General features: G+C 67.5%; 13 protein-coding genes. 12 read left to right on the top strand and 1 reads right to left on the bottom strand.

The genetic code is table 11. The features are described 5' to 3' along the window. The first annotated feature begins 112 nt into the window (after positions 1-112). From G7Y50_RS10705 to G7Y50_RS10650, 12 genes are all read left to right on the top strand, one after another. Complete coding sequence (locus tag G7Y50_RS10705; RefSeq protein WP_165056112.1) at positions 113-1,060, top strand: SpoVA/SpoVAEb family sporulation membrane protein; 948 nt, start codon at positions 113-115, stop codon at positions 1,058-1,060. A 145-nt stretch (positions 1,061-1,205) separates the two neighbouring features. After that, positions 1,206-1,499: a hypothetical protein gene (locus G7Y50_RS10700; RefSeq protein WP_165056110.1), complete on the top strand. Its 294-nt coding sequence runs from the start codon at positions 1,206-1,208 to the stop codon at positions 1,497-1,499. 27 nt (positions 1,500-1,526) lie between these two features. After that, complete coding sequence (locus G7Y50_RS10695; RefSeq protein ID WP_165056108.1) at positions 1,527-1,952, top strand: 6-carboxytetrahydropterin synthase; 426 nt, start codon at positions 1,527-1,529, stop codon at positions 1,950-1,952. Further along, entirely contained in the window at positions 1,942-2,736 is a 795-nt protein-coding gene (queE, locus tag G7Y50_RS10690) for a putative 7-carboxy-7-deazaguanine synthase QueE (protein ID WP_206214837.1), read from the top strand. The genes G7Y50_RS10695 and queE overlap by 11 nt, the downstream gene beginning before the upstream one ends. After that, entirely contained in the window at positions 2,737-3,549 is an 813-nt protein-coding gene (gene queC, locus G7Y50_RS10685) for a 7-cyano-7-deazaguanine synthase QueC (RefSeq protein WP_165056106.1), read from the top strand. Between the two features lie 25 nt (positions 3,550-3,574). Beyond that, positions 3,575-4,057 carry a preQ(1) synthase gene (gene queF, locus G7Y50_RS10680; RefSeq protein ID WP_165056103.1) on the top strand — a complete coding sequence of 161 codons (483 nt, stop codon included), beginning with the start codon at positions 3,575-3,577 and terminating at the stop codon, positions 4,055-4,057. Between the two features lie 153 nt (positions 4,058-4,210). Further along, positions 4,211-4,789, top strand: a complete 579-nt coding sequence (locus G7Y50_RS10675; protein ID WP_165056101.1) for a xanthine phosphoribosyltransferase — start codon at positions 4,211-4,213, stop codon at positions 4,787-4,789. Further along, positions 4,786-6,126 (top strand): uracil-xanthine permease family protein, encoded by a 1,341-nt coding sequence (locus tag G7Y50_RS10670; RefSeq protein ID WP_165056099.1) that lies wholly within the window; start codon positions 4,786-4,788, stop codon positions 6,124-6,126. Before G7Y50_RS10675 ends, G7Y50_RS10670 begins: the two co-directional genes overlap by 4 nt. A gap of 128 nt (positions 6,127-6,254) precedes the next feature. After that, complete coding sequence (locus G7Y50_RS10665) at positions 6,255-7,124, top strand: hypothetical protein (protein WP_165056097.1); 870 nt, start codon at positions 6,255-6,257, stop codon at positions 7,122-7,124. 301 nt (positions 7,125-7,425) lie between these two features. Beyond that, the gene (locus G7Y50_RS10660; protein WP_165056095.1) at positions 7,426-8,622 is read left to right on the top strand and encodes a glutamine amidotransferase family protein; all 1,197 of its coding nucleotides are present in this window, start codon (positions 7,426-7,428) and stop codon (positions 8,620-8,622) included. 4 nt (positions 8,623-8,626) lie between these two features. Then, positions 8,627-10,135 carry a glutamate synthase-related protein gene (locus G7Y50_RS10655; RefSeq protein ID WP_165056092.1) on the top strand — a complete coding sequence of 503 codons (1,509 nt, stop codon included), beginning with the start codon at positions 8,627-8,629 and terminating at the stop codon, positions 10,133-10,135. A gap of 33 nt (positions 10,136-10,168) precedes the next feature. Then, positions 10,169-10,909, top strand: a complete 741-nt coding sequence (locus G7Y50_RS10650) for a glutamate synthase (RefSeq protein WP_165056090.1) — start codon at positions 10,169-10,171, stop codon at positions 10,907-10,909. A gap of 144 nt (positions 10,910-11,053) precedes the next feature. Here G7Y50_RS10650 and G7Y50_RS10645 read toward each other — a convergent pair whose 3' ends face one another. Further along, positions 11,054-11,485, bottom strand: coding sequence for a peptidylprolyl isomerase (locus G7Y50_RS10645; RefSeq protein WP_165056088.1), 432 nt, complete (start codon positions 11,483-11,485; stop codon positions 11,054-11,056). Positions 11,486-11,510 lie beyond the last annotated feature (25 nt).

Here is an 11,510-nt window from a genome sequence, read left to right as displayed (position 1 = left end):
GCACGCAGCATGCGCGCGGAGAGCGAAGACGATAGCGCGCGCACGTGGGCCTACGACGCTTGTGCGCCGCGGGCCTTTGCATGTCTGGGCTCATAAGGTTAGGGGATGATCAATGAAGCCATACAAGTCAATCGTCTACGCCTTCTTCATCGGAGGCATGTTCGCGCTCATCGCGCAGGCCATCCTGTCGTTCTGGCAGTTCGCGCTGGCGGGCACTCCCATGGAGTTCTTCATGGGCGGCGCCACGCTCATCTCGATGGGCGTCATCGGCTGCGTGCTCGGCGGCTTCGCCGTCTACCAGTACGTCGAGGAGTGGGGCGACTTCGGCGCGCTGCTCCCGTTCTCCGGCTTCGCCATGGCCGTGGGCATGAAGGCTGTCGGCCCGTGGACCAAGAGCAACGAGAAGTTCGGCAAGTGCGTGTGGAACTGCGTGTGGTTCGTCGTGTGGTTCAACGTGGTGTTCGCCGCCATCTGCATCGTCATCGGCTACCTCTGCGGCATGCTCGGCCTGAACAACCCCGTCATCGTGGTGGAGAAGACCACGGGCGGCATGCTGTTCTTCTGGGCCTTCGTGGTGGGCGGCATCCTGGCCGCCATCTTCCAGCTGCTCTACATCATCGTCCAGAAGATCACGCCGAAGGTCAACCACCTGCACATCCTGATCACGGCATGGATGGTGGGCTGCATCCTGGCCCCGTGCGGCATCTCCACGGCGCTGATGAACTTCTCCGGCGAGGGTTTCGGCGTCATGATCACCGTGGGCGGCTACAACATGTACAACGTGGGCCTCGACCTGTTCATGGGCCATGTTGACGGCGCGCTTCTGCACCTGGGCTCGTTCGCCCTGGCCGTGTGCGGCCTGGCCATCACGGCGCTGTTCACGTTCTTCATCTACAACGCGAAGTACGGCCGCACGCCGCTGCGCGAGGTGCACAAGCAGAAGGCGCTGCACTCCCTCGAGGAGCTCGGCTTCGACGCCGCGCTCACCGACAAGGCCGCTGCCCCCGCGCCCGCGAAGAAGGCTGCCGCCGTCGAGGCGGAGAACCTCGCGACCGCCTAAAGGCGCGCGCCTCCTCAGCTGAACCTTGTGGAAACCTCCTCGGGCCTGCGCCCGGGGAGGTTTTCTCTTCCCGAACTCGACTATACTTATACGCAATAACGCAGTACGAGCGCCTGCGCGCAGGCGGCAAGCGAAAGGACCAGGCATGGGGCATGGCAAGAACAAGAAGCAGCGCATGGTTGCGCAGCTCGACGAGCTCGAGCTGAAGAAGCGCAGCGGCCTCATTCGCGTGCTCGCGGCCATCGTGGTGTTCGTGGTGGTCACGGCGGTGAAGCAGGCGCTCATCCAGCAGGGCGTCGAGCTTGCCTCCCACATGGTGGCGAACATGCTGTTCTACCTCATGGTGCTCGTGCTCGCCGGCGTGGCGGGCTTCGGCGCACGCGACTGGTCGCGGGCGAGCAACGAGATCAGCGCGATCCGCGCCAAGCTGGGCCGCTAGGGCGGACGCGGTGCTTCGGAGGAGCCTATGACGTACGGACTCAAGACTGAGAGCAGCTTCGACGCTGCCCACTTCCTCACCGACTACCACGGCAAGTGCGAGAACCTGCACGGGCATCGCTGGCGCGTGGTGGCCTACCTCGAGCAGGACGAGCTGCAGAAGGCCGGGACCTGCAAGGACATGGTCGTCGACTTCGGCGCGTTCAAGAGCGCCCTGCGCGAGCTCACCGAGGAGCTCGACCACTCGTTCGTGGTGGAGGAGGGCTCGCTTGCGCCTGAGACGCTGGCGTGCCTGGAGAAGGAGGGCTTCGTGCTCTCCATCGTGCCCTTCCGCACCACGGCCGAGAACCTGGCGCGCTACTTCTTCGACAAGCTGGACGCGCGCGGCCTGCCGGTGTCCCAGGTCGACGTGTACGAGACGCCGAACAACTGCGCGATCTACCGTGGGCGCTAGCACGGAGGCGGCCCGCGGGCAGGGCGCGGATGCGTCCCGTGTGCCAGGCGGCGAGCCGTTTGGGCAGGGCGGTGGACTGCATCCGCTGACCATGCCCGTGGCCGAGCGCTTTGTGAGCGTCAACGGCGAGGGCGCGCACGCGGGCCGCCTGGCGACGTTCCTGCGCTTCGCGGGGTGCAACCTCAGCTGCTCGTACTGCGACACCGCCTGGGCGAACGCGCCCGGCTGCCCCGTGGAGCAGCTGAGCGTGGAGGAGCTTGCGGCCTTCGCGCGCGAGGCTGAAACGCCGTGCGTGACGCTCACGGGCGGCGAGCCCCTGCTGCAGCCGCTGCTTTTGCCGCTTCTGCGCGCCCTGCTGGGCGACGCGGCGGCGCCGGCGCGCTTCGTGGAGATCGAGACGAACGGCGCGGTCGACGTGCGGGAGGTCGCGCAGCTGCGCGACGAGCTGGGGCTGCGCGGCGCGGGCGCGCTCGGGCTCACCATGGACTACAAGGGGCCCTCGAGCGGCGAGGAGCCCTCGATGCTCACCGGCAACTTCGCTTATCTGACCTGCGACGACGTGGTGAAGTTCGTCGTGGGGTCAGCGGAGGACCTGCGCGTGATGCAGCAGGTTGTCGAGCGCTTCGGGCTGTGCGAGCGCTGCGCGGTGTACGCAAGCCCGGTGTTCGGCGCGATGGAGCCGGCGGACATCGTCGAGTTCGTGAAGGAACGCAGCCTGACGGGCGTGACGGTGCAGCTGCAGCTGCACAAGATCATCTGGCCCGCGTGCGAGAGGGGCGTGTAGATGGAAGAGGAGCGAGGCGGCGTGACGGCTAGCAGTGGCGCGCAGGCCGGTGGCGACGTGCGGGAAGGCGCGGAGGCGCAGGCCGGCGGCGCGCGGGAGGGTGCGGCGGCGCCCGCGGAGGCGCGCCCGCGGCGCGCGCTCGTGCTGTGCTCGGGCGGCGTGGACTCGACCACGCTTTTGGCCCGCGCGGTGCGCGACTTCGGAGTCGGGAACGTGGTCGCGCTGAGCATTACGTACGGGCAGCGGCACGTGCGCGAGATGGACTCGGCCCGCGCGGTAGCGCGGCACTACGGCGTCGACGCGCGCACGCTCGACCTCGGGGCAATCTTCGCCGACAGCAACTGCTCGCTTCTGGCGCACTCGACCGAGGGCGTCCCGCAGGCGAGCTACGCCGAGCAGCTCGCCTGCGCGAACGGCCCGCTCGTGAGCACGTACGTGCCCTTCCGCAACGGGCTGTTCCTGTCGTCGGCTGCGTCGATAGCGCTTTCGCTCGGGTGCGCGGTGCTGCTCTACGGCGCCCACCACGATGACTGGGCGGGCGACGCCTACCCCGACTGCTCGCCGGCGTTCGTCGATGCCATGCGCCGGGCCGTCGAGGAGGGCACGGGCGGCGAGCTCACGCTCGAGGCGCCGTATGTGGCCTGGTCGAAGGCGGACATCGTGCGGGAGGGCCTCGCGCTCGGCGTGCCGTACGAGCTCACGTGGTCGTGCTACGAGGGCGGCGTTACCCCTTGCGGCACCTGCGGCACCTGCATCGACCGCGCCCGCGCCTTCGCCGCCAACAACGTCCCCGACCCGCTGATCGGCCGCTGAGCCTGATCGCCGAAGGAGCATGACCATGAGCGACGCTGAGAGCCTCACGCTGCTGGGCAACCAGCACGTGGCGTACCCGCACGACTACGACCCCTCCGTGCTCGAGACGTTCGTCAACAAGCACCAGGACGTCGACTACTTCGTGAAGTTCAACTGCCCTGAGTTCACGAGCCTGTGCCCCATCACGGGCCAGCCCGACTTCGCCACCATCTACATCAGCTACGTGCCCGACGTGCGCATGGTGGAGTCGAAGAGCCTGAAGCTGTACCTGTTCAGCTTCCGCAACCACGGGGGCTTCCACGAGGACTGCGTGAACGTGATCATGAAGGACCTGATCCGGCTCATGGACCCCAAGTACATCGAGGTGTGGGGCAAGTTCCTGCCGCGGGGCGGCATCTCCATCGACCCGTACTGCAACTACGGGCGCCCGAACACGCGCTGGGAGGAAGTGGCCTGGCGGCGCCTCTCGGGCCACGACCTGAGCCCCGAGCGCGTCGACAACCGCTGAGGCGCGACCGCGTCGCGCCAAGCGCGCTCGCCAAAGAACGTGCATTTCCTTGCGCGTGTCCTGCCCATGCGCGCTCGTTTTCGCTAAACTGTCTGAACAGGATGGAGGGGGCCTGCCCGCGGGTTCTCTTGCGAGACAGGGAAAGGATGGGCTATGCGACTGCTTGAAGAGCGCATCAGGCGCGACGGCGTGGTGAAGGACAACGACGTGCTGAAGGTCGACTCGTTTCTGAACCACGAGATGGACGTGGCTCTGTTCGACGCCATGGCGAGGGAGTGGTGGAGGCGGTTCTCCGACCGCCCGATCAACAAGATCCTCACCATCGAAGCGTCGGGCATCGGCATCGCCGTCATCACGGCGCAGTGCTTCGGCGTGCCGGCGGTGTTCGCGAAGAAGTCGCAGAGCATCAACCTTGACGGCACCGTGTACGCCACGCGCATCAGGTCGTTCACGCACGGTAAGATGTTCGACGTCATCGTGTCCACGCGCTGTATCGGCCCTGGGGACCACGTGCTCATCATCGACGACTTCCTGGCGAACGGCTGCGCCCTGAACGGCCTCATCGAGATCTGCGAGAACGCGGGCGCGGTGGTCGAGGGCATCGGCGTCGCCATCGAGAAGGGCTTCCAGGGCGGCGGCGACAGCCTGCGCGAGCGCGGCTACGACCTGCAGTCCCTCGCCATCATCGAGTCCATGGATGCTGGAACGGGCGAGATCGTGTTCCGCGCATGAGCGGGAAGATAGACGCCGCGGCGCTCTCGTCGCTTGACGCGAAGATCCCTTTGGCGCGGGCGTTCCCGTACGGGCTCCAGCACGTGCTCGCCATGTTCGTGGCGAACCTCGCGCCCATCGCCATCATCGCGGCGGCTGCGGGCCTCTCCTCCGAGCAGGGCGCGCTGCTCATCCAGAACGCCATGCTTATCGCGGGCATCGGCACGTTCATCCAACTGTTCCCCGTGTGGCGCGCGGGCTCGGGCCTGCCCATCGTCATGGGCATCAGCTTCACGTTCGTGTCGGTGGCCTGCACCATCGCGGCGACGTCCGGCTACGGCGCGCTCATCGGGGCCGTCATCGTGGGCGGCGTCGTCGAGGGCGTGCTCGGCCTGTTCGCGCAGTACTGGCGGCGCATCATCACGCCCATCGTGGCGGCGGTGGTGGTGACGGCCATCGGGTTCTCGCTTCTGGGCGTGGGCGCGGCGTCGTTCGGCGGCGGCTCGGGCGCCGAGGACTTCGGCTCGTGGGAGAACCTGGCGCTCGGCACGGTGTCGCTCGTGGCGTGCCTGGCGTTCCAGGCGCTGGCGAAGGGCACCACCAAGCAGCTCGCCGTGCTGTTCGGCCTGCTCGTGGGCTATGTGGTGGCCATCCCGCTCGGCAAGGTGGACTTCAGCGTGTTCGCGGGCGCCGCTCCCGTCGCGCTGCCGACGCTCATGCCGGTGACGCCCGTGCTCGACCTGGGCGCCATCATCTCCATCACGCTGATCTTTCTGGTGTCGGCTACCGAGACCATCGGCGACGTGTCGGCGCTCACGGCCGTGGCGTTCAAGCGCGCGCCGTCCGACAAGGAGCTTTCCGGCGCCATCGTGGCCGACGGCTTCACGAGCACGTTCTCGGGCTGCTTCGGCTGCTCGCCGGTGACGTCGTTCTCGCAGAACGTGGGGCTGATCGCCATGACGAAGGTGGTGAACCGCCGCGCCATCGCCACGGGCGCGTTCGTGCTCGTGCTCGCCGGGTTCGTGCCGGTGGTGAGCCTGGCGTTCTCGTCGCTGCCCGAGGCGGTGCTCGGCGGGTGCACCATCATGATGTTCGGCAACATCATCTTGAGCGGCTTTCAGATGATCGCGAGCGCCGGCTTCACGCAGCGCAACATCACCATCGCCGCGCTCTCGCTCGCGGTGGGCATCGGGTTCACCCAGATGAGCGACATCTTCGGGGCGTTTCCCGCGCTCGTGCAGAGCGTGTTCGCCACCAACTGCGTGGCCGTGGTGTTCGTGGTGGCCATCGTGCTGTCGCTCGTGCTGCCGAAGGATGCCAAGGTGGAGGGTCCGCTCGTGGTGGAGGACGAGGTTTAGGCGGATGTCCTCGCGCGCTGCCGCATAATTCGAAAAATAGTGCAAATTTCTCTGAACAAATGTTCCCTCTTCGTGCTATACTGTCTACGAAAAAGAACAGGTGTACGAAAATCGAAGAGGTGATCCGCATGTCAGCGCAGTCAGGTGACAACAATCGGCAGTTCTGCTTCGGAGAGCTTGAGGTCAACGCAGATGACGTCATCACGGTGAGGGAGGCGCTGGCGTCGTGCGCCTCGCGCGATCTCCTCGAGGCCGTCCTCGGCGCCGAGGCGGGGTGGCACGTCTCGGTTGAGGCGCTTGACGGGGCCTGCGCGGAGGCGCTCGTCCGCAAGATCGAGGCGTCGCTGCGCTGCATGCTCAACGTGCCGTCGCGTGCGGACGCGCATCCGGAGAGCCTCGTCGTTCCCTGGGAGTGGCTCGAGGTGGTTGACGCGCGGGGCACGCTGCGGCGGCGCGTGGGGGCGGCTGTCCTCGACGGCGCCGACGTGCCCGAGATGGCCGCGCTGCTTGACGGGGGAGCATCCCGCGTGGCGGGGCTCGCGGCGCTGCGAGACGCGGAAGGCGGCGTCGGGCGCGCGTGCGCCGGCAGGCCGTGGGCGTGGAGGCGCCTTGAGCGCTCGGTGCTCCCGCTCGCCTTCGAGCCGTGGTCTGAGACGCTCGGCCGGCGCATGTGGGTTCCGCGGTCGCTGTGCGGCAAGGAGCGCTGCCTCGCGGTGGGAAGCGTCTTCTGGGCCATGACGTACTTCGGGTTCGGCGCGGCGCGGGCGCGCCGGCCTCCTCGCGGGGCGGCCTGGCGCAAGGAGCGCTTCTTGGACGGCCAGGACGGCCTTTCGGGGGAGGTCCTGTTCGCACCGGAGGTACCTGTGGGACGCCTGTCTCCCTCTGACGAGGACTACGTCTTCCGGCTCACGAGGATCGCCGAGCTCTTCAACTACAACAGCTGGATCGACCTGCTCCAGGCCCTGGTTGAGCTTGACGCCTTGAAGACGGCGGCCTGAGCCTCCTTAAGCGCGTGCGGCCTCGCGCGAGCTGCGCGGGGCCGCACGTGAAACAGGATGGAAACGAGGAGCATACGCGCCTGAAACAATAGCCGCCTATGCTGGGTTGACCACAGGATGCAGGCGCCCTGCGCCTCCGTCAACCGCCCCGCTACGCGGGTTCTTTCGACGCGCGAGGCGGTCGCGGCCTCAGGCGCGGGCATGACCTCGGACCTCGTGCTCAGCCGTGGGGTCTGCGGCGGCGGGGGCGCAGGGCGCCTGCATGGCTGGGTTTTTTCCTATTGAGACGAGGAGCATACCCATGCAGAACAGGGAAAGCCTCAGGGAGGGGCGCGTCAGGATACCCTCGGGCTGCGCCATCGCGGGCATCATGGACCGCAGCGGCGAGCGGCACGACGGAAGCGACATCCTGAAGTCGATCGCCCTCATGCATGACCGCGGCAACGGCCTCGGCGGCGGATTCGCGGCGTACGGCATCTACCCTGAGTACCAGGACCTCTACGCGTTCCACATCATGTACGAGAGCCGTGACGCGCGCGCGGAGACGGAAGCCTACCTCGACAAGCACTTCATGAGCGAGAAGCAGGAGCGCATCCCCACGGAGAGCGTCGGCTCCATCAAGAACCCGCCCGACATATGGCGCTACTTCGTGGCGCCGCACCCCATGCGCCTCAACATGAGCGGCTTGGACGAGTCCGAGTACACCATGCAGCACGTGTTTCACATCAACGGCCAGATCGACGGCGCCTTCGTGGCCTCGTCGGGCAAGAACATGGGCGCCTTCAAGGGCGTCGGCTACCCGGAGGACATCGGCGCGTTCTACCGCATCCAGGACTACCGGGCATGGGCATGGACGGCGCACGGGCGCTTTCCCACCAACACGCCCGGCTGGTGGGGCGGCGCGCACCCCTTCACGCTGCTCAACTGGTCGGTGGTGCACAACGGCGAGATCTCCAGCTACGACGCCAACCGCCGCTACGTCGAGCAGTTCGGCTACGACTGCGAGCTCCAGACGGACACCGAGGTCATCACGTATTTGTTCGACCTTTTGTCCCGCCGCCACGGGTTCTCGCAGGAGATGGCGGCGCACATCATGACGGCCAGCTCGTGGGATGACATCGACCGCATGAGCCCCGAGCGCGCCGCCTTCGAGACGGCGCTGCGCGCCACCTACTCGAGCGCCCTCGTGAACGGGCCGTTCTCGGTGATCCTCGGCTCCGACGAGGGGCTGCTCGCCCTCAACGACCGCCTCAAGCTGCGCGCGCTCATGGTGGCCGAGAAGGGCTCCCTGGTGTACCTGGCCAGCGAGCAGGCGGCCATCGAGGTCGTGTGCCCCGACGCCGAGAACGTGCGCTCCATCGACGGCGGCGTGCCGTTCGTGGTCCAGCTCGACGAGGTGGCCCGCCGCAAGCGCGGCGAGTCGGCGGAGAACACGCCGTCGGCCAAGCCGTTCAAGCACGAGGTGGGCGTTCTGCCGCGGAGAAGGAAGGAGGCGTAAGCGCATGCTCGACTACCTGCTTCCCCGCTACAAGGTGGAGCGCGACCGCGACCTGTGCGTCCAGTGCGGCGTGTGCGAGCGCTCGTGCTCAAACCAGGTCCACCGCGTCGACGATGACCTCGGACGCGTGGTGGTGGCCGACTATGCCGCGTGCGTGAACTGCCAGCGCTGCGTGGTCATGTGCCCCACGAAGGCCATCGCCATCACCCGATGGCCTCAAGTTGACAGCGGGTCGGCGAACTGGACGCTCGGCTCCATGCAGGACATCGCCAAGCAGGCGCAGACCGGCGCGGTGCTCCTGTCCTCGATGGGAAACCCCGAGCCGTACCCCATCTACTGGGACCACCTGCTCCTGAACGCGAGCCAGGTCACGAACCCCTCCATCGACCCTCTGCGCGAGCCCATGGAGACTCGCGTGCTTCTGGGCAGCCGCCCGGGCATGCTCAAGGTCAACGAGCGCGAGCACAAGCTCGTCTCCCCGATGCCGCCGCAGATCAAACTCGACGTCCCCCTCATGTTCTCGGCCATGAGCTTCGGCTCCGTCTCGCTCAACACGCAGATGGCGCTCGCCATGGCGGCGCGCGAGCTGGGCACGTACTTCAACACGGGCGAGGGCGGCCTGCACCGCGACCTCGAGCCCTACGCGGCAAACGCCATCGTGCAGGTGGCCTCGGGCCGCTTCGGCGTCGACCCCCATTACCTCGAGGCGGGCGCTGCCATCGAGATCAAGATCGGCCAGGGTGCCAAGCCCGGCATCGGCGGGCACCTGCCCGGCGAGAAGATCAACGCCGAGGTGTCGCGCACGCGCATGATCCCCCAGGGCACCGACGCCATCTCGCCGGCGCCCCACCACGACATCTACTCGATCGAGGACTTGCGCCAGCTCATCTTCTCGCTGAAGGAGGCCACGCGCTACGCCAAGCCCATCCTGGTGAAGATCGCCGCCGTGCACAACGCGGCCGCCATCGCGTCGGGCATGGCGCGCGCAGGGGCTGACATTATCGTGGTCGACGGCTTCCGCGGCGGCACCGGCGCCGCGCCCAAGCGCATCCGCGACAACGTGGGCATCCCCATTGAGCTTGCGCTGGCCGCCGTCGACCAGCGCCTGCGCGACGAGGGCATCCGCTCCACGGTGAGCCTGGTGGCGGCGGGCTCCCTACGCAACTCGGCCGACGTGGTGCGCGCCATCGCGCTCGGCGCCGACGCGGTCTACTGCGCCTCGGCGGCACTCATCGCGCTGGGGTGCCACCAGTGCGGCGACTGCTCGAGCGGCAAGTGCAACTGGGGCATCGCGACGCAGCGCCCCGAGCTCACCCGCCGCCTCAACCCTGAGGTCGCGGCCGAGCGCGTGGTCAACCTGATCCGCGGCTGGAACCACGAGATCCAGGAGATGATGGGCGGCATGGGCATCAACGCCATCGACAGCCTGCGCGGCAACCGCCTCATGCTGCGCGGCGTGGGGCTCAACGAGAAGGAGCTTGAGATCCTCGGCGTGAAATACGCGGGAGAGTGATGACATGAAGCGAACGAAGGAGCGTGCGTAGCCATGGCCCAGGAGCTGACGACGCGGGCATCAGTCGAGCTGGGAACAGCTCACTTCAAGGAGGCCAACGAGCAGGTGCGCGTGGCGCTCGAGCACGCCGACGTGGTGGAGCTGCACTGCGTGTACGCACAGCGCTATCTCGGCTGCGCCATGCCCGCGGGCAAGCGCCTCGAGATCCACGGAACGCCCGGCAACGACATGGCCTGCTATATGGACGGCGGTGCCATCGAGGTGTTCGGCAACGCCCAGGACCAGATCGGCAACACCATGAACGCGGGCAGCGTCGTCATCCACGGGCGCTGCGGCGACGCGGCGGGCTACGCCATGCGCGGCGGCGAGATCTTCGTGCGCGACGGGTGCGGCTGGCGCGTGGGCATCCACATGAAGCAGTACGAGCAGAAGTGCCCCGCCATCGTGATCGGCGGGGACGCGGGGAGCTTTCTCGGCGAGTACATGGCGGGCGGCGTCATCGTGCTTCTGGGCAGGCCGGGCGAGTACCTGGCCACGGGCATGCACGGTGGCGTGATCTACCTGCGCAGCAGGCTGGACGAGCAGGACGTGCCGCAGGGGCTGGTGCTCGAAGAGGTTGACGAGGCGGACAAGGAGCTTTTGCGCGATCTGCTCGGGCGCTACAACGTCGCGTTCGCCGACGAGCTCGGCGCGCCTGTGGCGGATGACGGCGAGGGTTTCTGGCGGCTGCGCCCCGCCTCGTCGCGCCCCTACGCCAGCATGTACGCAAGCTAGCCGCGAGCGCACGAAGACCCCGCATGCTTGAGTATGCGGGGTCTCCTCAAACCGCTCCGATGCGCTCACCGCTTCGCTCGCAGGCGCGTCGCGTCCTGCGGCGCCGCGCCTTCCGCGGGAACGTGCCTTCCGCGTGCGGGCGCGCTACGCCCCTATGACCTCGACCAGCTCGATCTCGAAGTTGAGGGCCTTGCCGGCCATGGGGTGGTTCATGTCGAACGTCACCATGCCGTTCTCGATCTTCACCACCTGAACCGGCACGGGCTGGCCGTTCGGGCCGTGCATGTACACGGTCTGGCCCACGGGCAGCTCGGCGGCGTTGGACACGTTCTCCATGGGCACCTCCTGGATGAGCTCCGCGCGGACCTCGCCGTAGGCGTCCTCGGGCTCGATGCGCACGGTCTTCTTCTCGCCCACCTGCATGTCAACCACGGCCTGGTCGAAGCCGGGGATCATCTGGCCCGCCATGCAGGTGAACTCGATGGGCTCGCCGCGGTCGTAGGACGAGTCGAACTGCTCGCCGTCGTCAAGCGTGCCCCGGTAATGCGCCTTGACGGTCTTTCCCTCGTTGCTCATGAAGCGTCCTTTCGCTTGTCTCTCA

The sequence above is a fragment of the Adlercreutzia sp. ZJ176 genome (genome assembly GCF_011038975.1).
Taxonomy (GTDB): Bacteria; Actinomycetota; Coriobacteriia; order Coriobacteriales; family Eggerthellaceae; genus CAAEEV01.
This window is presented reverse-complemented; position numbering and strand designations above follow the sequence as displayed.